Genomic DNA, 22,958 nt, shown 5'->3' on the forward strand with positions numbered 1-22,958 from the left:
GCGAATATGATGCTTGTTCCGGCCGGCTTGTCACGAACCGATGCCAGGCGGATAGTGGAATCACGCCCGCTTGCAACAGAGACGTCGCATGCAGATCGAGGATAGCCTGGCACTGGACGACAGTGGCTCGATTGCGGACCCGATCCACGGCGAGGCCGGCCCCACCCGAAAGAGACGCGCAGATCATCGGACAAGCGGATTGGACGCACGGATATCGACAAGCCCCGTGCAGTGCGTCGAGAGACCGCGCATGTCATACAGCACCTTCACAATCGCCAGCGAACGATCGCTCCATCGCACCATTTGCGGAGAACCCGCATGACCGGGCCGTTGCCCATGACCGGCCCGTTGCAGGGTGTTCGCATCCTCGAAGTCGCATCGCACGTCTTCGTGCCGATCGGCGGCGGCATCCTGACCGAATGGGGCGCCGAGGTCATCAAGATCGAGCATCCCGAAACCGGCGATCCCTATCGCGGGCTGGTCACGGCCGGGCTGCACAAGAGCTACGACGGCGTCGATCCCAGCTTCCAGTTCACCAACCGCGGCAAGCAGTCGGTCACGATCGACCTCAAGACGCCCGAAGGCGTCGGCCTGCTCTATCGGCTCGCCGAGCAGTGTGACGTGTTCCTCACCAATTTCCGGCCGCAGGCGCTGCGCAAGCTGGGCATCACCTGCGCCGACCTGCGCGTGCACAATCCCAAGATCATCTACGCCAGCGGCACCGGTTACGGCCCGCGCGGCCCCGATGCCGAGCGCGGCGGCTATGACGGTGCGGCCTATTGGTCGCGCGTCGGCTTCGCCGAGATGTTTACGCCCGAAGGCGCCGAGTTCCCGACGATGCAGCGCCCGGCCTTCGGCGACGTGGTCGGCGGACTGACCGTCGCCGGCGCGATCGCCGCGGCCATGTACCAGCGGGCCGCCACCGGCGAGCCTTCGGAGATCGACGTCTCGCTGATGGGCGTCGGCATGTGGCAGCTCCAGCCCGACATCGTTCACGCCAAGCTCAACAACGGCATCCACAAGCACGCCTACGACCGCAAGGCCACCTGGAACCCGCTGACCGGCACCTATCGCACGCGCGACCTCCGCTTCATCGGCCTCGTAATGCTCGATGCCGACAAGTACTGGGCCGACTTCTGCACGGTCGTCGGCCGGCCCGACATGATCGACGACCCGCGCTACATCGACATGGAGGCGCGCAAGGCAAACGCCCGCGCCTGCGTCGAGGAGCTCGATGCGATCTTCGCCGGCCGCGACTATGCCGAGTGGTGCCAAGTCCTGAAGCAGGCGAAGGGCGTCTGGTCGCCATTCCAGTCGCCGCTGGAGCTGCACGACGATCCTCAGGTCGAGGCGATGGGCTATCTGGCCGACGTCGACATGGCCAACGGATCGAAGCTGACGATCGTCACCTCGCCCGCGCAGTTCGGCGGCAAGAGCGTCGTGCCCACCCGCGCGCCCGAACACGGCGAGCACACCGAGGCCGTCCTGTTGGACCTGGGCCTGTCGTGGGACGAGATCGGGCAATTCAAGGACAAGGCGGTCATCTGACCGCCAGCGAGAGGAGAAAAGACATGGCTGAAGACAACCCCAAGAGCACCGTGATGAAGGCCGGCCTCGACGATGCCAAGTGGTACTGGCTCGCCGAAGGCTGGGCACCGGGCGGCCACATCCGCGAGGTCGATTTCGTCGCCAACAGCCGCGGCGTCGATCCGCTGTTCGAAGGCATCAAGATCGTCGACTGCGACACCCATTTCACCGAGCCCGCGGACCTGTGGACCGCCAATGCGCCCGCCGGCATGAAGGACAAGATGCCGCGCGTGGAGCGCATCGACGGCGCCGACCAGTGGTTCGTCGGCGACAAGCATTTTGGCTCGATCGGCGGCAACGTCATCGCCAAGGACAAGAACAAGCTGCTCGGCCGCCTGGCCTTCCAGAACTACGATCAGATCGATCCCGGCTCCTACGAGGTCAAGCCGCGGCTCGAGGCGATGGACGCGATGGGCGTCTGGGGCCAGATCTGCTTCCAGAACGGCGGCGTGACCCAGGTCGGCTCGCTGCTCGGCCTCAATGACGAGCCGCTCGCGATCGCGATTACCGAAATCTACAACGACGCCTGCAAGGATCGCATGGACGCGTCCGAGGGCCGCATCAACTGCATGGGGACCCTGCCCTACTGGGACAAGGACATCATGAACAAGGAGATGCGCCGCATCGCCGACATGGGCCTGAAAGGCATCACCCTGCCCGACCGTCCCGAGCGCGTCGACAGCTCCAGCGGCTATGTCGGCCCCGATGGCAAGATCTCGCCCTTCTGGGCAGAAGTGTTCCAGACCTGCAACGACACGGGCATCCCGCTCAACTTCCACCTCAACGCCTCGCTTGATGCCAACTCGGCGATCTGGGACAACCTGGGCTTCGACCAGAAGCTGCCGATCCACGCCCTGCTGCACCACGTCGGCTGCGCGGCCACCATGTCGAACTTCATGGTCTCGGGCATCCTCGACGCCTATCCCAAGCTGAAGATCGGCCTGATCGAGAGCGGCATGGGCTGGGTGCCGTTCTGGCTGGAAGCGATGGAGCACCAGCTCGACGAGTTCCGCACCGCGCAGAACCGCGGCCTGAAGATGCGGCCGAAGGAATACTTCAAGCAGCACTTCTGGGTCAGCTACTGGTTCGAGGACTATGCGCCCAAGCACATGCTCGAAGAGATCGGCTTCGACCGCGTGATGTTCGAGACCGACTATCCGCATCCGACCTCGCTCTATCCGGGCGTGCAGGACAAGCTGGTCGAGACGCTGGGCGCCTACGACTACGAGACGCGCAAGCGCGTGCTCGAGCGCAACGCCGCAGAGCTCTACAACCTGCCGATCTGAGCAGGACGTACCGTAAATCGAGGGGGTGGGAGCGATCCCACCCCTTTTTCGCGCGAGGTCGGCTCTTGCCGGCTGGTGATCGTTTGGCCGAGGGAAACAGCCCCCTCCGTAGAAGGCTGGCTAAGGGGAATGAGATGAACACGGGCGAGCAGGCGGCTACCGATGGTGGCAGCGCTTCACTGGACCTCGGCAGCAAACTGGTGATGCTGCTCGGGGGCGCGCTGGCCTCGCTGGCGATGGTGAGCATCAGTTCGGTCCTGCCGGCGATCGATACGGCGCTGGCCCGCACTCCGGCAGAGAGCCTGCTGGTCAAGCAGCTCATCGGTGCGGTCGGCCTCGCGATGATGATCGGATCGCTGCTCGCGGGGTTCCTGATCGGCCGCGTCGCGGTGCGCACGATCCTGTTCTCGTCCACGCTCGTCTATGTGCTGGCCGGGACCGCCGGACTCTATCTTTCCGACCTGCGTGTGCTCGTCGCATCGCGGATGTTGCTCGGCCTTGCCGCCGCGCTCATTCAGATCACGGCGCTGACGCTGATCAACACGCGGCTGCAGGGCCCTACGCGCGCGCACTGGATGGGCCTGCATATCTCGATAGCGATGGTCTGCACGATCCTGGTCCAGCCGATCGCCGGCTTGATCGGCGATCATGGCTGGCGGCTGCCTTTCGCGCTCCATGCGCTGGGCCTGCTGATCCTGCCTGCGGTCCTGACGATCCACGAGCAGCAACGCCCGGCCACGCCGAAGACCGCCGCGCGGCGATCCGAAGACCAGGCCGACCGCAAGGCGTTCTGGGCGGTCTTCCCGTTCCACTATCTGCCGCTGGCGATCCTGATCGGCAGCATCGTCTTCCTGCCGGCGATCTACGCGCCCTTCCTGCTACGCGAGAAGGGCCTGGGCAATCCTTCGACGATCGCGCTCGTTCTCACCGCGGATTCGATCGCAGGCGCCGTCATCGCCTCGCAGTATGGTCGCGCGCGCCGCTACCTGACGCGCCACGGCGCCTTCGCGACGAGTTTCGCCATCGCCGCGATCGGCATGCTCATCGCCGGCCTGTCTTCCAGCGTGGTCGGCGTGATCGGCGGCATGCTGTTCTATGGGCTGGGCGTGGGCTGGTTCGTCCCCAACCTGATGACCGCGCTCGGCGAGAAGATCGACGGCCCTCGCCAGGCCCATGCCGTGGGCATCGTCAAGGCCGCGCATTTCACTTCGGCCGGCCTGGCCCTGCTCATCATGGAGCCGCTGTCGCGCTCCTACGGTCCGCAGATGAGCCTGATCGCAATGTCGTGCGTCTCGGCCTTCCTGCTGATCATCATCCTGCTGCGATCGGGTGTCGGCAGAGCCAGTCCGCTACGCGCAAGCCTGGCGCCGCTGCCGTCATAACAACGGCCGCGGCGCCGATCGGCCTTACTTGCGGATCGTGCTGTCGATCGAACCGATGCCGTCGATCGTCACGGTCATGACGTCGCCCGGCTGGATAGCCACATCGTTGAACCCCGGAGGCGCGCCGGTCGAGATCAGGTCGCCGGGATTGAGCGTGACGACCTTGCTGACCCATTCGATGATCTCGTAGACGTCCCAGGCCAGCAGGCTGGAATTGATCGTGAGATATTCCTTGCCGTTGACCGCGCCGCGGATCGTGGCGTCCTTCGGATCGATGTCCGTCGCGATCACCGGACCCACGGTGCCGAAGCCGTCGAACATCTTGCCCCAGATATGTGGGAAGGTCGTTTCAATCTTGGATTCGAACACGGTCGTGTCGTTCACGCAGGTATAGCCGAGGATGTAGTCCTTGGCGTCCTTCGCCGAAACCTTGCTGCAGGTCTTGCCGATAACGATCGCCAGTTCGGGCTCCATGTAGACCGTGGTCGCGACTTCGGGATATTCCATCGAGCCGCCGGTGCTGATCAGCGAGCTGTAGGGCTTGATGAAGATGCCCGGACCGTCGCGGTCGCCGATCGCCCAGCCGCCGAACAGCGCGACGATCTGGTTGGTCGGATCGAGCGGGAACAGCATTTCGAACTCCGAAGCGGAGCCCAGCGCCGCGCCCTTGCGCGGATCGGCGGCGAAGCGATCACCCTCCAGCGCATAGACGGTGTCCCCCTCGACGATGGCCCAGGTCGACTGACCTTGATGATTTACGCGTGCGAACTTCATGACACCTCTTCCACTGTGATCGAAAATTGTCTGGCGGACGCTAGAGAGCGCCGCCCGGCAGGGCCATGACTTTCCGTTCAAACCGATGCATCAATCACCCGAAATACGGCTCCCGATCCCGCATCGCGGACGATGTCCACCCGCGCGCCGTCCCAATGATAGTCGAGATGGCGGCCCTGGACCGGATCGGAAGCGGAATCGGGATGGAACAGCCCGACGCATTCTCCGCCCGGATGCCGGACGCTGGGATAGACAACGCCTTCCGAGGCGGCCGCCCGCAGGCTCCGGCCGAGCTGCTGCGACGCTTCGTAGCTGGCTGGATCGAGCGCCGGATCGCTGCGGCCTCGCAGATCGTGGAGATTGGCCGACACTGACAGCACGATCTCGCGAAACTGTGAGGTCCAGCCCGGGCGCTCGGCCGTACGCGCCATGAAGCGCGCGTGGTGATGGATCGTCTCGAATAGCGCCGTCTCGAAAGCCCGGCCCGCATAGAGCACGCCGTAGGAGCCGTCGGTGAAGCGGCTGGGCCGGTCGGTGCTGACGTGGGTAAAAGGCGCCATCAGGTAGGACGCACCCACCCCACCGACCCGCCGCTCGACCGGAACGAGATCGAGATTGCCGATCGTCACCATGATCCGCGGATTGGTCTTCTGCTCGGCCGAGATCAGCAGCGCCCAGTCGGCCGGGTCGGCGATGTCCTCGAACAGGTCGATCGGCGGGAAAGTGCTACGGATGATCCTGACCGCGCGCCGCCATTTGATCCGCGTGACCGGAATCGCCTCCGCGCTCACCAGCCACCGCGCTCGGCGTCGAGATAGCGGCGCACGCGCATGATGTCGGTCAGTTCGCCGCCCAGCATGACATCGAGCGCGCTAGCGCCGGCGAAAGCGGCATTGCTCGCGCGGATCCAGGCATAGCCGCGTTCCGCCTCGGCGAAAATGATCCGCAGCGCCTTGTGAATGCCCATGAGATTAGAGAGGCGCGCGGCCGCATCGCGCGAGAACCGCCCCGCCCCTTCCGCCTTCCAGCGGCGATAGGATCGGACCGGCATGTCGAGCAGCGTTGCCGCTTGCTCGTCGGTGACGCCCCATTTGGCGAAAAGGTTGATCGCCGCGCGAAACATGGCCGCCGCCTCGTCCTGGGATACGGGATCGGCGCGGAAGGCCTGGGGCGTGGTGTCAACGAGCTGCAGAGCCGGCATGGCAATTCTCCATATGGCATCATATAGCGTCTACATGGCCATTTGGCAATATCACGCCCAACTTTCATTTTCCTACACGAACCATTCTGGTTATCTGAATTGCTCCTCGTTTGCTCGGAGCCCTTGCCATGCCGCTGCTCGATCGCTTCTCGGCCCGATCACCGGGATCCTCGACAAAATCATCCCCGACAAGGACGCGCGCGATCGTGCCAAGCTCGAACTGATCAGGTTGCAAGGCTCACAGGAGATGGAGCTGCTCCAGACCCGGCTTTCGGCGATCATAGCCGAGGCGAGCTCGTCTGATCCCTGGACCAGCCGCGCGCGGCCGAGCTTCCTCTATGTCATGTATGCGCTGATCCTCTGGGCCGTGCCGATGGGCGTGATCGGCGCCTTCAGCCCGCGCATCGCCGGCGACATCGCTGCAGGGATGACAGCCTATCTCCGCGGCCTGCCCGAGCCGCTCTACGCGCTCTTCGGCACGGGCTACCTCGGCTACTCGGCGATGCGCCAGTGGGGCAAGATCGCCGGTTCAGACAAGTAGCCGCGGTGGACGGCGGCCCACGCGGCGCAGTTAAGAAACGGTAAGTGCTTTGCGGCTATAGCAGTGCCTCATGCGGGAAGATCGCCGCTTTCGGAGGTATCGGATGAGCCGTTCGGCTGGGAAATCGTGGCGCGCCAAGGCCGGCACTCTCGCCATGCTGCTGCCATTTCTGGCGCTGGCCGCCTGCGCCAGCAGCAGTCAGGACCAAGCGATGTCCGAAAAGCTGGCGGCCGCCGAAGCCGCCGCCAACAAGGCGATCGAAGCGCAGCATGCCGCCGAGAAGGCCGCCGCGACGGCCGCCGCGCTTCGCCCGGCAATGGCGCCCCAACCGCAGGTAGTGTCGGACATCTCCAACAACGACGATGACAACGGCGACGACAATCGCGACGGCGACGACGGGTCCAGCCATGACAACGGCAACAACCAGGCCGCCGACGAAGTCGTCGTCCCTGGCCAGGGCTGACAAGGCTGACCCCTCCTGTCAGAATCCTTGTCAGTTTGCGCCGCGCCGCCTAATCGCTCAGCCAATCGTTCCGCACCTAAGCATCGGGGCTCAGGATCATGGCTGACAGACTCGTATATGTCCTCAACGGGCCCAACCTGAACCTGCTCGGCCTGCGCGAGCCCGAGATCTACGGCAACGACACGCTCGACGATATCGCCGCCCTGCTCGATGACCGCGCCCAGCAGCTCGGCCTGACGATCGAGATGCGCCAGTCGAACCACGAGGGCCATCTGCTTGACTGGCTGCACGAGGCCCAGGCCGAAGGCGCCGTCGCGGTGCTGCTCAACGCGGGCGCCCTCACCCACACCAGCCTCGCGCTCTACGACGCGATCCGCTCGATCAAGACGCCGGTGATCGAGGTGCACATTTCCAACCCGCACGCGCGCGAGGAATTCAGGCACAAGAGCTATGTCGGCATGGCCGCGAAAGGCTCGATCGCCGGGTTCGGCGCGAAGGGCTATGTCCTCGCGCTGGAAGCAGCCGCGGGGCTAACTTCCTAATCCTGCTACCTATTCCAGCGGCACGCCGGGAAGCTGCTTCGCGGTGCGAATCGTCAGAGAGGTCTTCACGCTCGCCACGTTAGGCGCCGGCGTCAGCTTCGAGGTCAGGAACTCCTGGAAGCTCTGCAGGTCGCGGCTGACGATCTTGATGATGAAGTCGATCTCGCCGTTGAGCATGTGGCACTCGCGCACTTCGGGCAGGTCGCGCATGTGCTCTTCGAACTGGCGGAGCGATTCCTCGGCCTGGCTCTTCAGGCTGACAAGCGCGAAGACGGTGATCGCATAGCCGAGCTTCGAAGCATCGAGCTCGGCGTGATAGCCCTTGATCACGCCATCTTCCTCGAGCGCGCGAACCCGGCGCAGGCAAGGCGGCGCGGTCAGGCCGACGCGCTGAGCCAGTTCGACATTGGTCACGCGTCCTTCATCCTGGAGCTCCGCCAGCAACCGCCTGTCGATCTGGTCGAGATTTGCCATGCGTCCGCCCTTTCGACCCCTGCCGGGCCGCCCCTGTCGTTCGGCAACTTCCACGACGGGAAGTACCCTCGCCCGATAATATTATTATCTTCTATCGCAATTGTCCCGCTTTGCAACGCACCTCCCGCACGGCCTGACGCAGCGGCAACTAACTGTTAGGGAGTAATGCCCCACGTGAACATTCGCTCACGTCGCGGAGCCGCGGAGCCCAAATGCATTTCGACGATCGCCTCGCTACAGTGCTGCGCAATCCCGCCGGCAGCGAGACGATCGCGCGCGCGCAGTTCCGCCAGCTGCTCGACCTGCTCGGCACACTGCCGAGCGATGCGCAGAGCGAAATGGTCGATGCTGCCTATCTGCGGCTTGGCGAACTCGCCGCGGCGATCCCCGCCAGCGAACGCGCGGCCATTCTGGAAGAACCGGTGCTGCGCCTGCGCAGCCTGCGGCTCGTGGCCCAGCTCGCTCTGGCCGAGCCCTCGGTCGCAAGCGCTGCGATGGCACGGGCCGAGCTCGGCGAGGAGCAATGGCTGGACCTGATCCCGGCGCTGCCGGTGAGTGCACGCGGCGTCGTACGCCATCGCCGCGGGCTGCCCCGCAGCGTCGAGGCGCTGCTTGCCCGGCTCGGCGTGGCCGATCGCGGGCTACCCCCGGCCGATGCCTTCGAACTGGGCGAAGTGTTCGAGCTTGCCGAAACACCCGCTGAAGCCCTGCCGGAAACGCCGGCCGTAACGGAGTACGAGGAAGCGCCACCGCAGATCGACGAGATCGGCGCGATCGTCCGGCGCATCGAAGCCTTCCGCAAGACACGCGAGCTCGCTGGGCTCGACGCCGCGGGCGAGGATGCGCAGCAAGCGCTGAGCATGCATCTCGGCCCGGCCCGCACGGTCTCGGCCTTCGATTTCGCTACCGATGCCGAGGGCCGCATCGTCTGGGCCGAGCCGGGCATCGCGCCCGCCGCGATCGGTCTGCGGCTGGCGGCACGCGACGCCGATAGCCCGGTGCAGAGTTCGTCCGAATTGCTCGCCGCCTTCCGCCACCGCCAGCCGATCGGCCGTGCCGCGCTGACCGTCGTCGGCGCGCCTGCGGTGGCGGGCGAATGGCGGATCGACGCCGCTCCGCGCTTCGACCAGCCGGGCGGCCGCTTCGTCGGCTACATCGGCCGGCTGCGGCGGCCCGTCGCCGGCGGCCTGCCCGTAGAGCGCGACAGCCAGGCCGACCGCATGCGCCAGGTCCTGCACGAACTGCGCACGCCGGTGAACGCGATCCAGGGCTTCGCCGAAGTGATCCAGCAGCAGTTGTTCGGCCCCACGCCGCACGAATACCGCGCGCTCGCCGCGACGATCGCCAGCGATTCCGCGCGCATGCTCGCGGGCTTCGAGGAGCTCGAGCGGCTGGTGAAGCTCGACAGCGGCGCCATGGCGCTCGATCCCGGCGAATGCGATCTGCTGCCGATACTCGCCGGCACGATCGCCCAGCTCCAGAGCTTCAACGCTCCGCGCCGCAGCGCGCTCGAGCTCGAATGTGACGAACCGGCGCTGCCCGTCGCGCTCGACCAGGCGGAGGCCGAACGCCTCGTCTGGCGGCTGCTGGCCACATTGGCCGGGGCGACGTCGCCCGGCGAGACGCTGCGCCTGCGCGCGCGGCTACGCGATGCGGGGGAAGGCGACACTGAAGATCGCGCGCCCCAGGATCATGGCTACGTACGGATCGTCCTGCGCCTGCCCGCCTCGCTCGCCTTCACCGACGGCGACGCGCTGTTCGATACCGGGGCGATTGCCCAGCCCCCGGCGCTCGCCGCGGGCATGTTCGGCACCGGCTTCGCGCTCCGGCTCGCCGCCGCCGAAGCCAAGGCCGCGGGCGGCGCGCTTGAGCGTCGGCAGAAGAACCTGCGCCTGACTTTGCCTGGCACGGACCTGGCCGATCTGCCTCCGTTAGTCGCAGATTCCGCCGAAACGGGCCTTCGGTAACCTTTTCAAGTTATAATGCTGACCGAATCCCCATCCCGGGGGGACAACCGCTTGGGAGAGTTCGGCCCTTGGCCCGCAGCGTCAGCATCATAGACCGGCCCGCGGCGCCCGAATTCGTCCGTTTCCCCGCCGGCACTCCGCCGCGCTTCCTCGTGACGATCGACACCGAGGAGGAGTTCGACTGGGCTGCGCCGCTGCGCCGCGAAGGCCACGGCCTGGCGACGATCCCCAGCTTCGCCCGCTTCGTGCAGTTCTGCGAGAGCTTCGGTGTCGTTCCGCTCTTTCTGATCGACTATCCCATCGCCACGGCGCCCGCGACCGCCGAAGTGCTCGGCCCGGCGCTGGCTGCAGGCAAGGCCGAGATCGGCGTCCACCTACACCCCTGGGTCAACCCTCCGTTCGATGAGGACCTCAGCGAATTCAACAGTTTCCCCGGCAATCTTCCCGAAGCAGTGGAGCGTGAGAAATTCCGCGACCTGCGCGACGCGATTCGGGCCAACCTTGGCGTGGCTCCGCAGATATACCGCGCCGGGCGTTATGGCGCAGGTCCGAACACCGCCGCGATCCTGCGCGAAACGGGCATAGCGATCGACACTTCGGTCCGCGCGTTGTTCGACTACAGTTCCACGGGCGGCCCCAACTACCGAGACCACCCGCGCCGACCCTATTGGCTGGGCGAGGACAAGCGTCTGCTCGAACTGCCGGTGACCACGGTATACGGCGGCCTTCTGCGCCGCTGGGGCGCGCAAATTTATCCGCAACTCTGGCGCGGACCGCGGCTGCGCGGCGCGATGGCCCATGCGCGGCTGCTCGAACGCATCCCGCTGACCCCGGAGGGCATAACCCCCGCCGAAGCCAAGCGCGGCATCGACGCCGCGCTGGCCGAAAATCTGCCGCTGCTGACTTTCTCGTTCCACAGCCCGTCGCTGGCGCCGGGGCATACTCCTTATGTCCGCACGCCCGCCGATCTCGATGTATTCTATGACTGGTGGCGCGAGATCTTCGCCCACCTCGCCCGCCGCGGTGTGGCGGGGACCAGCGTACGCGACCTGGCCGCGTCGCTGGGCCTCGCCCAGTCCGCACTCGCCGAACCCGCCCTTGCCTAGAGCATGACGGCAAGCTAACGCGCCCGAGGTCCGGCACCACGCACAGCGGTGGCGGGCGCGGCAAATGGGGCCTGTAGCTCAGCGGTTAGAGCTGGCCGCTCATAACGGCTAGGTCGCGGGTTCGAATCCTGCCGGGCCCACCATTGCCGCGAAGGAACTGGTCGGCCGACCGCACGGTGTCGGGGAGTAGCGCAGCCTGGTAGCGCATCTGCTTTGGGAGCAGAGGGTCGCAGGTTCGAATCCTGTCTCCCCGACCAATTCTCTTTCATTAGAGTTCGATAGCTGAAATGGGGTACCACCGCCTTCGGGCGGCCCACTCATTTGGCTCAAAGAATCAAAAGGTTCTCGGAATTGAACGGTCAGCTCGCCACCGGCGAATGTGGCGTTCGATAGAATGAGATTCAAAGCCCGTTGTTGGACGGCTATCGGCTGCTTCGTGAAACCCTCGTGCGCCGTGCGCGCGACCTCCAGCAGCGCAATTCCGTCATCGATCAGGTCATCCTCCGCGCTAGCCATTAGCTCCAGATCATGGATGCACCGATGGCGCTCTTCGCGCCACTGCGCCGAAAGCCGATCATGGAACTCGGCAGTGATCTTTCCGTCCATTTTGTCGACGTAGAGAGTGTCCAGACGTCCCTGCAGCCGATCCGCCTCTGCCCGGAGACGCCTCACCTGGTCATCTCGGTCTTGTCTTTCGGTGGCGGCGGACCTTGAGGGCCCTGCGTATCAGCGCGAAGACCTCATCATCGATGTGTAGCCTGCGAAGGGCGCCGGCAAATTTCTCAGCCAAGACCTCCTCGCGGATGTAGGGCTCCGGGCATCGAGCCTTAAAGCGCGAGCAATGGTAGTAGATGTATCTCTGCTTCTTGATCTCGGCCGTGATCGCGCATCCGCAATGGCCGCAAGTGACAAGCCCCGTGAACGCGAACTGGTGGCGGTTGCCGTGGACGTTCGAAATGCTTCGGCCATCCAGTATGTCCTGAACATTCGACCAGGTCGCATACGTCGTAAGCGGCGTATGCGATCCAGCGTAGGTCTTGCCAATCCACTCGAACGACCCTGTGTAGAGCCGGTTACGCAGGATCTTGTGAACGGTGCTGACCACCAGAGGGCGGCCACTCTTCCGATATCGCAGGCCAGCGCACCTCGCCTTCTGGGCAACCTGCTTGAGAGAGTATCGTCCGCTTTCGAACCATTCAAAAAGCTGGGTTATGAGAGGGCCGACCTCGGTATCGATCGCGATGACCTTTTTGCCCGCCGGACCGATGACGTTGGTGTAGCCAAGCGGCGCACGCGACGGCCAGATCCCTTGCTCGGCCTTTTCGAGCATGCCTTTGCGGGCCTCTTCAGACAGGTTGTCGATGTAGTTCTTCGCCATCAAAACCTTGATGCCATGCATGAACTTCTCGGAGGAACGCGAATCCCGCGAGAGGACCACGCCCTCTTTGGCAAAGTGGATCTCAAGGTCGAGAGCGTCGAGCGTCACCCAATCCTTGAGGTTTCGGTAGAGCCTGTCGGTCTTCTCGACGAGGATTGTCCGCACGTTTGGATGGGATTTGAGGTAGCGAAGCATGGCAGTGAAGCCCGTGCGTCCCGCTCGCTTGGCTGTTTCCACATCGAGATGTTCGGAGACGATCGTGATGCCGTTCGCCGCGGCATATTCCTTCAGAAGTTTTTGCTGTGCAGGTATCGAGAAGCCTTCGCGCTCCTGCTCGGCGGTGGAAACGCGCGCGTAAAGGACCGCGCGAGTGCGTGCCTCGCGCTTCGCTTCTTGATTTGCCAACCCTCCGGTCCTTGGTCTCGCCATCACTCACTCCTTTCGCAAAGCAATACCCCCCTTCCTTGAAATAGTGAAGGTCTCCGGAAAAGTTCGATATGTATCCTGGATGGCCCTATCCACTCAGGATTCGCCAAAATTAAAGCAGTGCAACACGTCGGATCGCATATGATCAAGATTATATCATAATTTTATAGCAATTCATGACGCACTAGGAACGCCAATTACGCAATAACTTTCCAAATTCGAGAAGCCGCGTCAGTATTTTAACAACTTCGTCGTCCGGGATCTTTCGATTTAAACGCTTCTCAAGGTAGGTCTGGGCATCTCGGACTAGTTCGGCCGAAAATCGGCGCTGCCTGGAATCGGTTTGTCCCGAAGCTTCGATTGCGGCCTCGTCCAATTCCAGTTCTCCAGGCGCGAACTGCATATTACATCTGACCGGAGCGACTGCGGGGAGATCCGCTTCAATGCACTGGCGCTCGATCTCACTTCCAGCGTCAACCTCTTGATTGATCAGGGCCGACTTTTTGCTCTTCCTCCGCATCACTCACCTCTGGTGGACATGATTGCAGGAGAGGCACCGGGCGAGAACACAAGGTTGCCGAAACGGCCGCGCAGGCGGGCGGCAACGCTCTTGGCGTAGTCTCGTTGCCGCCAATCGGTCGGGCTATGGTACACGCCAACCGCTCGCCAATAGTTTCCTGTAGCGGCCAAGCCGGAGAGGAAAATCCAACGCGCGACTTCGGCGTTGAAGCAAGGATCGTTGCGGAGCCAGTGCCGCACGTGATCGGGCGGCCGCCTTACGAGCTGCGCAATGCGAGGCACCCACCAGCTATTGACCTGGAGGGGGCCAAGATCGTGAGTGCCGTTCGTGTTGGCGACCGCGGCGCCGACCCACCCGCCCTCCTGGTCGCGAAGTCCCCAAAGCGTCTTTTCCAACCACGGTTTTCCGCCCGAGGCCAAACGTATGCAGCTGGCGATCTGACGTTCCTCGGCGGGATCAGAGCGCACTCGTCCCCACGCGCGGTCGGAAACCGCCAAAGCGGCGATGGAGACGAGAGCGGTTACGAGAAGAGCAGTTCGAAGGCGATCCATCATGCGATCTCCGCTAGCGGCTGGGACCTCGGGTATCTGGCAGTTCGGGGGCAGGCTCCGTGGCGCGTCTCTCTTCGTGCGCGACGACGCCGCGGCTTTCTCGGACCAGCAGAATCTAAAAAGGAGCCCACGACCTCGGCGAAGTCCCGCGCATTTGCAGCAACGCGAGACGCAGCACCGCGTTGGCCCGGACGACCACGCGAACGATCGAGATCGTAGATGCGCCGATCTTCGCGAAGCTGGATTTGCTCGGCGCGGCGGGCTTCGATCTCCGCAGAATGGCGGTCCGAAAGTGCATCAGCGCGGTCCCTTCCGAGCCTCCCGAGTCCCTCAAGAGCGGATGTCTTTTCGCCCGATCTCGCCGATAACTTCTCGGCAAGCCGCTTCTCGTCTTCGGTCCACAGCTTCACGCCAAAGCGCGCGCGCGTGATGGCCGTGTAGTAGTTCTGCCCGTTGACGAGGCCCGAGTTCACCGGCGCGAGCACATAGGCGCGGTCGTATGTCTTCGACTGCGAGGAGAAAATCGTCTCGCTGTAACCGTGGTCCCAGGTCTTGTGCTCGCCAAGATCGATGTTCTGGCGGCGATCGCCGCGATCCCATCGAATGGTCGCGACCGCCCCTGATAGGCTCTCTACCGTCCCACGCTCGGCATTCTTGAGCGCAAGATCCTTGCTGACCAGCCGCCACTGAATCCGGTCGCCGGCGGCGAGGCTTCGCTCCTCACGGTTGAAGACATTGACCTGACGCGCGCTGCCGAGCCGGGGATCCCATCCTATGATCCGACCATGCTCGTCGACCAGTTGGACGATCTGGCGGCTGCTGCCGTTCCGTCCAAACCCGAGCACGCGGTACTCAGCGCCCCTCGCCACGCCGAGCCCGGCAAGGTCACGGCCGAACGTCACCACCTGACCGCGAGAGTAGAACCTCGCATGATGCTTCTCCTCGGCCGACATTCCGGTGGGTGTAAGCACGCCGAGGCGCGTGTCTTCGGCAGCGATCACGCCTTCCCGTCGTAGGACTTCGCGAATTTGGCCGTTCACGACCAATCGAGTGGCATTGTCGAGGACGAGGATGTTCGTGCCCGTCCGAGTCTCGGGCTTCAACCGCGTCCACTCGGAGACCAGCATCTTGGCGAGCATGTCGGCACCCTCGCCGCTTGCCACCTTGTCGAGGCTTGCCAACGAAGCGGCATAGTCGCCAGACCGCGCAGCAGCGACGCTCGCCTGCATCGCCTTAGTCTGCTGGCGAACCGACTCGGTAAGCTCAGCCGTGGGCATTCCCATTCGCTGCAAGAGCCAGAATGGCTTTCCCTGCTCGATCGCGCCCGTCTGCTTGTTGTCTCCCAGGAGCAGGAGGCGCGCACCGGTATCGCGGCTGATCTGAAGTAACCGCAGAGCCTGCCTGCTCCCGAGCTGGCCCGCTTCGTCGAGCACGATGACGTGAGAGGCTGTAACACCGTGGCCGCCGCTGGCGATGAGACTGGCAACGGTGCGGGATTCGATCCTTGCGGTGTAACCAAGATTCGCCGCTGCCGACGAAGTGGGCGCGACTGCAACCAATGTCGCCCCTTTCCCGGCCGCGACATTCAGCGCGCGGATCAGCGTCGACTTCCCCGAACCTGCAACGCCATGAATTGCCGTCACTCTATCTCGAGAAAGGGCCGCATCGACGAGCGCCTTCTCCTGAGCGGGCGTTAGGCCCGCGGTCTCGAGCACCGGACCGAGCCGGTCCGCAGATGCGAGTGGGCGGCCGTCATCAAGGGCGAGTGCGAGGTGCATGGCGAGGGACTGCTCAAGCCGCGCCGTCTTTCTCGACGTGCGACCGCGCGTGTGAACCTGGTCGCCGCTCTCGAACCGAGTCGCGAGCAGCTTGCCCCGTTCCTCGTGTTCACTGAGCATCGGACGAATGTCGCCGAGGCGAACATCGCCGACATGGCTGGCGAGACCCAGCCTGATCATCTTTCCGAGGTTGTTGATCGCTTCGCCTGTCTCGGCCTGACGAACGCCGAAGAGCGTAGCACGGCCAGCCGCATTCCGTTCTGTCTGGAAGTCCGGAGATGCGGCTAGCTCGGCCTCTTCGACCATTCGTTCCAAGCCATCCGCGTGTCGACCAGCTCGCTGCGTCCATTGCTCGCGGAGCGCATCGAGTCCCAGCTTCGCCTTGGGTGGGCGGGTCTCGTAGAACGACTTTCGGCGCGCAGCCTGGCCGGTCAGGCCGTGTTCGATTGCGTGCGCATCAATCTCCTCGGCGCGATGGGAAAACGCGGCGATGAGCTCCGCAGGCACCGCGCGTATTTCGAAGAGGCCCGAGCGCGGGTCGTGGCCGACCGAATATCCAAGCGAGCGCAGGTGATAGGCCAGCTCGTTCCGATAGACCTGGCCTGCGGTCATCTGCTCGGCATACATCGCCCTCGTCTCCAGGCTCGCCATCTGCTCACCTGGCTCGTGGTTCGTCATGTTCATGACTACTGCATGGGTGTGGAGATGCGGGTCGAGTTCGCGGCTCGCATGTTCAGTGAAACGCGCAAAAATCAAACGCCCGGTGGTCTCATGAACGATCTCGCCGTCGATCCGACGTCGGAGGGTGGCGTGTTCCTCCAAGTAGCCGAGTGCGGTCCCTACCGCGCGCTCGTGCGCCGCGATGATCCGCTCGTCGCCGGCGACCAGCGCCATGATCGAGACGCTCTTGGGCGCATTGACCGCGAAGTCCCATCCGGGATGGTGCTCGATCTCACCGTTCGCCTGGTGCCGACCGAGTTGCTGACCCGCCACCCGGCCAGCCAGCAGCTCCTTGAGCATGGCGGGATCGACCTTGCCCTCGAGCCCCAAGTCGCTCGCGATCGCCCCACCCCACTCAGAGTGCTCGTCGGCGCCCTTAGAGTAGTAGTCGCCCACAGAATAGTAGCGGGCAATGTTCGCGGCCGTGCCCTTGAGGCGCCGAGGATGGATCACGCTGGCTTCGCCGTTTCGCGGCCACCGTCAGCGCGGCCATGCTGCACTAGGCTCGAGGTAATTCGGCTTTGGCGGGCTGATAGATGCTCCCATGCGCGCCGGGTATCGATTGGCAGTTCACCCTCGGCCGCATCGAGAATCGCCTCAGTCTGGAGATCGTCCGGCGCTGGCTCCGCGAACAGATCCGCTTGGTCTGACGTGGATTTAGGGACACGGCGGGCGACTCTTGGGGACGGCGCTGGCTGGGCCGGGCGTTCCGGGGCGGGCTCCTGCTCAAGCCGATCCCGAAGCTTCGCTTCAGCGTGCGCGATCCGGACCAGCTCGCCCGCCATGGCGTGGCGAAAGGGCGGATCGGTGCGCTCGGCGAAGGCTGCGGAGATGGTCGGGAGAGTGTTGTAACGATCCTCAAATCGGACAACCGGCAGGTTGCGGCCGAAGCGCAGGAAGCCGGTCAGGTTGGGCAAGTTCGTGACCTCAGTGTGCATTACGAGAGGTCGGGTTACCTGCAGCCGGCTGAGGTTCACGCCGTCGCGCATGTCGTTGACGCCGTAAGACATGCCCTCGTTGGCCTCGACCTGCTCTACCTGTCCCAGGTTCTCGCTGACATGCTTCGCGGTGGGTGAGTCGTTGGCTCGGAGCGCCACCCAGGTCGAGCAGTACCCGGTGATCGCGGCGGCATCCTGAATGCCGTAAGTCGCCTCGAGCTGCGGATAGCTCTGGAACCCGAGGATTCCACAGCCGCCGTACTTCCTGGCGCGGGCGAGGAAGTCTGAGAGCGACGGCAGCTTTTGGAGCGTCGGGAGCTCGTCGATCACGCAGTAGAGCCGGCGGTCCTGATCCGGCGCGAGGCTCATGATCGCGGAGATGGCGATGTCGATCCACACGGTGATGAGGGGACGCAGCGATGGGAGTTGATCGGCCTTCACGGTGATGAAGAGCCAGCTGTCCTCTCTTCCCTTCTCGACCCATTCGCGGATTGAAAAACCATCCTCGGTGTCGTCGAGGTAGGAGAAGCTGCGCATCACCGAGGCAAGCTCGGCCTGGATGCCAGCCGAAGTGCGCTCGCCCTCCGTACTAATGAAGGCGGCCGCGTCGGTGCCGGCTGCAAAGGCGGCGAGGTCCTTCAGCTTGGAACGCAGGAGGCGATCTAGCAGGAGCGAGACGAAGGTGTGCTTCTGCTGGGCGAGCTTGCGCAGGACCGCAACAAGGGTTCCGCGGGCAGCCTTGGCCCAGAAGGGATCGCCTGACTTGTCCGGGATCGTCGACTCCGCGATCTGATCGTAATGGTACTCGCGCGGGACATCGACCCAGGGCGACCAGGTAGCGGTGCGCTGGTCGAGGGGATTGAGGATCGTGTCGATCTCAGGCCGGTAGAACTTCTCCACGAAGGTCCCGGCCGCGTCATAGACGATCGCCCGTTTGCCGGATTCCCGGATGCCGGCAAGCATCTTGACGATGAGGTTCGTCTTCCCCGTCCCAGGTGCGCCAACGAGAAGCACATGCTCGGTCTCGAAGGCACTCGGAACGGGCACGCCGCCGATCGAGAAGCTCCCCTTCTGATACCGCGAGAGCGCCCGCTTCACCTGCCGAATTGTGCCAAACCTGGCGCCGCGCAGGTATTCGTTCGAGCCGAGACCGCGGCCCGTCCTGGTGAAGTAGAACCAGGCATAGATGAGCGCCGCGAGAGCGAAGATGCCCGAGATCAGAGCCCCCTGCAGCAGGGCCGCCTCGAACGTATGGAGCGTCTTCTTGGCGATGCCCGAGGCGAGCAGCCAATCAGCCGAGGTCCAGTACTCCTGGCCGCCGGGAGTTTTGAAAAGGACGGGATCGTTGGTGCCGGGCGCGGCCTTGGCTTTTATCGCCGCCTCGGCGAGCTTCGCTAGCACGAAGCGCTCGTAGTCCGAGGACTTCTCAAGCGCATACCACACGATGCCGATGACCCAGAGAATGAGCCCGGCGCTTACCGTCTGGAAGAAGACCTGCGTGGTCATGCGCACGTTGTGGACGATCGCTTGCCCGCCCCTGGTCCAAGAGCCGAGCGTATCGTTGCGGAAGATGCTCATCGCTCGCCCCCTTCTCCGAGGAGGCCCCGTTCGAGCAGCATGGCCCGTGCATCGGCCATCCCCTTTTCGAGGGCTTTGGGCGCATCTACCGCCATCCAGGTAGCGAGCATCGCGAGGGTCTGGAGCGTGGTCCCCTGGAGCTCGTCAAAACGGGCGTGATAGCCGAGCGGATCGGAACCCTCGAAGCGTACGAGGATATCCCGCAAATAGGCGGAAGGGGTCGTTCCGGTTGAACGGGAACGGTCGATCAGACGATCATAAAGCTCGTCGTCGAGACGTATCGTAAGCCTGGGCACGGGAGGCTCCTTGCATGGAGCCCCGACGGCAGAAGTCTTGAAGCGATCTCAATATAGCCAATTCATGCCGCTTTTCCAGTAATTTACATCGGCTGACAGCGTCGGACGCTTTGTGACGAGGTAATCCAATCACTTAGGTCCGAAGACGAAACGAGTGGTCAGACGCGTCAGACACCTAGTGACAATGCGTCGGTCAATCTGTGACGCGGCAAGTCACTGGAATGGCGGCCTTCCGGCCGCGCAGCACCCGTGCGTACGGTGCATTACAAACGCCTTCGGCGTGCGTCCCTCCTTCGCAGCGCCTCTGTGCGCTGCGTGTTCACGAACCGGAAGGGGCGGAACACTTTTCCAGCCTCACTGCTCTTGTAATCACCCTTGCGGGCCCGCTCCCGTTCGGCGATATTGGCGGGTGGCGGGCAGACCTCCTTTTTCGAGGAGTTCACATGCCCAGGATGACCGACCGCGAACGGCTGGCGAAGATCGAGGCCGACCAACGCAGACTTACCGACGAAGCCGAAACCGTGCGCCGTTCGCTGCGCGCCGGTTATGCAGCTATAGCCTCGGAACTTGCCGTCGAGACGCTCTCGGAACGAGAGTTCCGGGAACTCGTGGCCAACGCAATTCGCGCTGGCGGGATTGCGTCCGTGTCCGCAGTGAAAGCCCTCCCGTCTCTGCCGGGCGCGCCATAGCTTAGCGCTGCGGAGGCGCTTGGTCGATGCCGTTCGAGCCTCGCCCAAGCGCCCCGTCGCTCACTCGCGCGACGCTCTCGCCTGTGCCAGCTCTGCCGCGATCTGGACCCGCTCAGCTGGATCGTCGCAGCCTGCAAGTTCCCGGTGAAGTTCTTCGATCTGCTGTTCGATGGACATGTTGACCTCCTGATCGCCGCGTTGGCGGGAGGCGCGCCCGGCGCTGCGCGGCCCGGGTCAAGGACCGCGAAGCGGCCGCGCCAGCGGCGATGGGGGTCACGGTTTTTCGGGGGCGAAGCGCCGAGGTTGCGGGTGCAAGACGCGAGCCGAACGCCCCCGAAAAACGGTGGGGCCCTGTCGTCCTTGAGGCGGGTCGCGCAGCGCCGGATGCTGGACGGACCAGGGCAGATCCCCTTATCCTGCTCCTTGCAGCCCGTGAGATTGCGGCGAGTCAGGCGGACGCGGATAGGGGGTCCGGAACGGCTCGCCGAAGCTAGCCAGGCCTGGTCGCGTCAACTGCTTGGATGCGTACGGACGCGCGCCTATAGGCCCGAGGCATGGGGCAAGGATGACAGCGATTCTCGAAACCGTAAGACGATGGATTGAGCGACTGGCGCCCGCGCCCGTCTGCGACGACTGCCTCGCGGAGCGGATCGACATGGCGCGGCCCGAGGACGTCCGCCCTGCGGTTGGCGAGCTTGCCGCGACCCGCGACTTTTCGCGCGAGCGGGGAACCTGCGGCCTTTGCGGAGAACACCGCGCGGTCATTCGCAAGTTGAAATAGCGCCGTCACAAAGCGAGCGCCGCCCGAGGCTTGGCCCAGACGGCGCAGCGCGGACAGGCCAAGAACGGGCGGCGACAAGCCGCCCGTTCCCGCATTCAGGCCGCAATCGGAACGGCTTCGCCCTCGTCTTCGGGCTCGGCAGGGGCAAGCGCCGCACCCGGCGTTTCGGGAGCTGGATCGCCCTCAAGTCCGCGCGCCGCTTCGACCAAGGCATGGGCCGCCACGCTTCCGACGCCGCCGCGATTCGTATAGGGCCTTGGCGGGAAAGCCATCCAGCGCGGCACCCAGCCCTCGACCTTGGCGCGCCCGCCTTCCCCATGGAGGTGCGCTCTGACGATGGCCTTGAGCGTCTTGCCCTTCTCCTTGACATTGGCCTCGGCGACGAGAGTGCCAGCGACCTCGCCGACCATCCCTGCCAGCACCTCGCGATCGCGCAGCAGATCGAAGAAGGCATCGTCGGCTAGCCAGTATCGGGTCATGTCCAGTGCCATCTCGCTGCCCACGGCATCGACTGCAGCGCTGCCCGCCATCAGCGTTTCGCCCATGACGACGGCAATCACCGCCATGACGTCTTCGTCGCAAAGCGCGACCAGGCGCAGGAAGGTTCGCGCCAGTTCACGGGGATCGCTGTTGCCACCCGCGACCATCGGCTCGTCTTTGGATCGTCCAAGCAGGCGCAGCACCTTGAGCCGGGCGTGATCAAAGAGCGTCTCGCCCGCTGCAAGCTCGATACTCTCGCGCACGGCATCGGTCTTGGCGGACTGCGGCTCAGGGCGAACGGTCCAGAGCGGCGAACCGACCACGGCATGGGCGACCATCAAGCGCAAGGCGAGGCCCGGATGGTTGATCATTTCGGCGCGTGCTGCGGCGTGGCGATGGAGGTCGATATAGGTGCCTAGCGTGCTGGTGACTTCGGGGCGGGTTGCCTTGGCGTCCGGCTCGATTGTTTCTCCCTTCTCGATGCGGCGGGCTTCCTTGCGCGTCACATAGCCTTCGTGGACGATGACCTCGCCATTGCCGCGCACATCGATGTAGACGCGCCCACCCTTGCGCTTGGCCGCCTTCTCATACTCCCAAATCTGGAAGTGCTCGCCTGCCGGCACGATGACCACATCGGGCCAGCCCGCTTCAAGGAAGGCCACGCGCTTCGCCTCGATTTCTGTGTGCTGGAGCACCCAGAAGGCATCGGCATCGGAGAAATAGGCCTCCTCGCCGAACAGGTCGGTGACGATGCCTGGAACCCCTTCGCAACCGAAAAGGGCATGTTTTACCGGGATCGACTGGCCGCCGAAAAGCCATGCCTTCAAGTTGTGACCCGTGGGACAATAGGCTTTTTCGTCGTCGAGCAGGGCCAGCCATGCGCGCTGCTGGCTTTTGCTGGCGAGAGTCAGATGGCGAACGGTCGCGCGGTCGATCTTGCCAGCCTGAAAGAGGCTGCGCACGCGCGGCATCAGGTTACCGAGCGCGAGGATGCGCTTCACCGCAAGGTCGGGCAGGCCGAAGGTCTGGGCGATGTCGCCGGGGTCGCGGCCTTCCTTGACGAGGCGGGTGAAGGTTTCCCACTGGTTCACTTCGTCGGGGTCGAGCCGCGCTATGTTTTCGATCAACGAGGCCTCGATGGCGTCGGCATCGTCGCCGTCCTCAAGGATTGCGCAGGCGAGCGGCCCATGGTCGAACCCTTCTGCGGCGGCGAGGCAGTGCGCGGTCCAGCGCCGGGCGCCGGCAACGATACCCGACAGGCCGAGCTCGTTCGCTGGCTTGACGATCAGCGGCTGGATGACGCCGCGCTTGCGCACCGTAGCGATGATGTCAGACACGTCCGGCGCGCGCTTGCCGTAACGCATATTGGTCTTGTCGATAAACAGCTTGGCCTGATCGATGAATTCGAGTCTCATGGGTAACACTCCTACTGGGGTGCCGGTCCGCCTTTTGTTTGATCCCTTTTGACGGACCGGCTTTCGGTTGAGCGGCAAACGGCCG

General features: G+C 64.2%; 20 protein-coding genes, 2 tRNA genes and 1 pseudogene. 12 read left to right on the forward strand and 11 right to left on the reverse strand.

Translation table 11 applies throughout. From position 1 onward, the window contains the following. The first annotated feature begins 318 nt into the window (after nt 1-318). The 3 genes from KRR38_RS08335 (at nt 319) to KRR38_RS08345 (ending at nt 4,255) form a co-directional block, all read left to right on the forward strand. Nucleotides 319-1,548 (forward strand): CaiB/BaiF CoA-transferase family protein, encoded by a 1,230-nt coding sequence (locus tag KRR38_RS08335; protein WP_217400474.1) that lies wholly within the window; start codon nt 319-321, stop codon nt 1,546-1,548. A gap of 23 nt (nt 1,549-1,571) precedes the next feature. Next, on the forward strand, nt 1,572-2,873 hold the full coding sequence (locus KRR38_RS08340) for an amidohydrolase family protein (protein ID WP_254514692.1): 1,302 nt from the start codon (nt 1,572-1,574) through the stop codon (nt 2,871-2,873). A gap of 134 nt (nt 2,874-3,007) precedes the next feature. Further along, nucleotides 3,008-4,255 (forward strand): MFS transporter, encoded by a 1,248-nt coding sequence (locus tag KRR38_RS08345; protein WP_217400476.1) that lies wholly within the window; start codon nt 3,008-3,010, stop codon nt 4,253-4,255. Nucleotides 4,256-4,279: 24 nt separating this feature from the next. Here KRR38_RS08345 and KRR38_RS08350 read toward each other — a convergent pair whose 3' ends face one another. From KRR38_RS08350 to KRR38_RS08360, 3 genes are all read right to left on the reverse strand, one after another. Further along, nucleotides 4,280-5,029 carry a fumarylacetoacetate hydrolase family protein gene (locus KRR38_RS08350; RefSeq protein WP_217407165.1) on the reverse strand — a complete coding sequence of 250 codons (750 nt, stop codon included), beginning with the start codon at nt 5,027-5,029 and terminating at the stop codon, nt 4,280-4,282. A gap of 77 nt (nt 5,030-5,106) precedes the next feature. Continuing rightward, on the reverse strand, nt 5,107-5,823 hold the full coding sequence (locus KRR38_RS08355; RefSeq protein WP_217407166.1) for an RES family NAD+ phosphorylase: 717 nt from the start codon (nt 5,821-5,823) through the stop codon (nt 5,107-5,109). Then, nucleotides 5,817-6,230 (reverse strand): MbcA/ParS/Xre antitoxin family protein, encoded by a 414-nt coding sequence (locus KRR38_RS08360; protein WP_217400478.1) that lies wholly within the window; start codon nt 6,228-6,230, stop codon nt 5,817-5,819. Before KRR38_RS08360 ends, KRR38_RS08355 begins: the two co-directional genes overlap by 7 nt. Nucleotides 6,231-6,358: 128 nt before the next feature. Between KRR38_RS08360 and KRR38_RS08365 the strand changes: the two are divergent. The 3 genes and pseudogenes from KRR38_RS08365 to aroQ all read left to right on the forward strand — a co-directional run bounded on the left by KRR38_RS08365 (nt 6,359) and on the right by aroQ (nt 7,776). Then, nucleotides 6,359-6,771: pseudogene (locus tag KRR38_RS08365) on the forward strand (holin family protein). 103 nt (nt 6,772-6,874) lie between these two features. Beyond that, nucleotides 6,875-7,234, forward strand: coding sequence for a hypothetical protein (locus KRR38_RS08370; RefSeq protein WP_217400480.1), 360 nt, complete (start codon nt 6,875-6,877; stop codon nt 7,232-7,234). Between the two features lie 98 nt (nt 7,235-7,332). Then, the gene (aroQ, locus tag KRR38_RS08375; RefSeq protein ID WP_217400482.1) at nt 7,333-7,776 is read left to right on the forward strand and encodes a type II 3-dehydroquinate dehydratase; all 444 of its coding nucleotides are present in this window, start codon (nt 7,333-7,335) and stop codon (nt 7,774-7,776) included. A gap of 9 nt (nt 7,777-7,785) precedes the next feature. Here the strand turns inward: aroQ and KRR38_RS08380 are convergent, their stop codons facing one another. Beyond that, on the reverse strand, nt 7,786-8,250 hold the full coding sequence (locus KRR38_RS08380) for an Lrp/AsnC family transcriptional regulator (protein WP_217400484.1): 465 nt from the start codon (nt 8,248-8,250) through the stop codon (nt 7,786-7,788). 212 nt (nt 8,251-8,462) lie between these two features. Between KRR38_RS08380 and KRR38_RS08385 the strand changes: the two genes are divergently transcribed. The 4 genes from KRR38_RS08385 to KRR38_RS08400 all read left to right on the forward strand — a co-directional run bounded on the left by KRR38_RS08385 (nt 8,463) and on the right by KRR38_RS08400 (nt 11,580). Beyond that, a complete protein-coding gene (locus KRR38_RS08385; protein WP_217400486.1) occupies nt 8,463-10,217 on the forward strand; it encodes a histidine kinase dimerization/phospho-acceptor domain-containing protein in 1,755 nt (584 codons plus the stop codon). A gap of 68 nt (nt 10,218-10,285) precedes the next feature. Then, complete coding sequence (locus tag KRR38_RS08390) at nt 10,286-11,323, forward strand: polysaccharide deacetylase family protein (protein ID WP_254514693.1); 1,038 nt, start codon at nt 10,286-10,288, stop codon at nt 11,321-11,323. Between the two features lie 67 nt (nt 11,324-11,390). After that, a tRNA-Ile gene (locus tag KRR38_RS08395) sits at nt 11,391-11,466 on the forward strand. A gap of 37 nt (nt 11,467-11,503) precedes the next feature. Further along, nucleotides 11,504-11,580: transfer RNA gene (locus tag KRR38_RS08400), tRNA-Pro, on the forward strand. A gap of 419 nt (nt 11,581-11,999) precedes the next feature. Here KRR38_RS08400 and KRR38_RS08405 read toward each other — a convergent pair. The 6 genes from KRR38_RS08405 to KRR38_RS08430 all read right to left on the reverse strand — a co-directional run bounded on the left by KRR38_RS08405 (nt 12,000) and on the right by KRR38_RS08430 (nt 19,508). Then, a complete protein-coding gene (locus tag KRR38_RS08405) occupies nt 12,000-13,106 on the reverse strand; it encodes a recombinase family protein (RefSeq protein ID WP_254514694.1) in 1,107 nt (368 codons plus the stop codon). Nucleotides 13,107-13,311: 205 nt separating this feature from the next. Further along, complete coding sequence (locus KRR38_RS08410; protein ID WP_217400490.1) at nt 13,312-13,647, reverse strand: hypothetical protein; 336 nt, start codon at nt 13,645-13,647, stop codon at nt 13,312-13,314. After that, entirely contained in the window at nt 13,647-14,042 is a 396-nt protein-coding gene (locus KRR38_RS08415; RefSeq protein ID WP_309140999.1) for a lytic transglycosylase domain-containing protein, read from the reverse strand. The genes KRR38_RS08410 and KRR38_RS08415 overlap by 1 nt, the downstream gene beginning before the upstream one ends. A gap of 155 nt (nt 14,043-14,197) precedes the next feature. Then, nucleotides 14,198-17,149: a MobF family relaxase gene (mobF, locus tag KRR38_RS08420; RefSeq protein ID WP_217400492.1), complete on the reverse strand. Its 2,952-nt coding sequence runs from the start codon at nt 17,147-17,149 to the stop codon at nt 14,198-14,200. After that, entirely contained in the window at nt 17,146-19,212 is a 2,067-nt protein-coding gene (locus KRR38_RS08425) for a type IV secretion system DNA-binding domain-containing protein (RefSeq protein ID WP_217400494.1), read from the reverse strand. The genes mobF and KRR38_RS08425 overlap by 4 nt, the downstream gene beginning before the upstream one ends. Further along, nucleotides 19,209-19,508 carry a hypothetical protein gene (locus tag KRR38_RS08430; RefSeq protein ID WP_217400496.1) on the reverse strand — a complete coding sequence of 100 codons (300 nt, stop codon included), beginning with the start codon at nt 19,506-19,508 and terminating at the stop codon, nt 19,209-19,211. The genes KRR38_RS08425 and KRR38_RS08430 overlap by 4 nt, the downstream gene beginning before the upstream one ends. A gap of 452 nt (nt 19,509-19,960) precedes the next feature. On the opposite strand from KRR38_RS08430, the gene KRR38_RS08435 reads away from it, so the two are divergent. Both KRR38_RS08435 and KRR38_RS08440 read left to right on the forward strand, forming a co-directional pair. Further along, a complete protein-coding gene (locus tag KRR38_RS08435) occupies nt 19,961-20,197 on the forward strand; it encodes a hypothetical protein (RefSeq protein WP_254514695.1) in 237 nt (78 codons plus the stop codon). Nucleotides 20,198-20,762: 565 nt separating this feature from the next. Continuing rightward, nucleotides 20,763-20,978: a hypothetical protein gene (locus KRR38_RS08440; protein WP_217400500.1), complete on the forward strand. Its 216-nt coding sequence runs from the start codon at nt 20,763-20,765 to the stop codon at nt 20,976-20,978. A 95-nt stretch (nt 20,979-21,073) separates the two neighbouring features. Here KRR38_RS08440 and KRR38_RS08445 read toward each other — a convergent pair whose 3' ends face one another. After that, nucleotides 21,074-22,873 carry a ParB N-terminal domain-containing protein gene (locus KRR38_RS08445; RefSeq protein WP_217400502.1) on the reverse strand — a complete coding sequence of 600 codons (1,800 nt, stop codon included), beginning with the start codon at nt 22,871-22,873 and terminating at the stop codon, nt 21,074-21,076. Nucleotides 22,874-22,958: the final 85 nt, after the last annotated feature.

It is taken from the genome of Novosphingobium sp. G106, from assembly GCF_019075875.1.
GTDB lineage: Bacteria > Pseudomonadota > Alphaproteobacteria > Sphingomonadales > Sphingomonadaceae > Novosphingobium.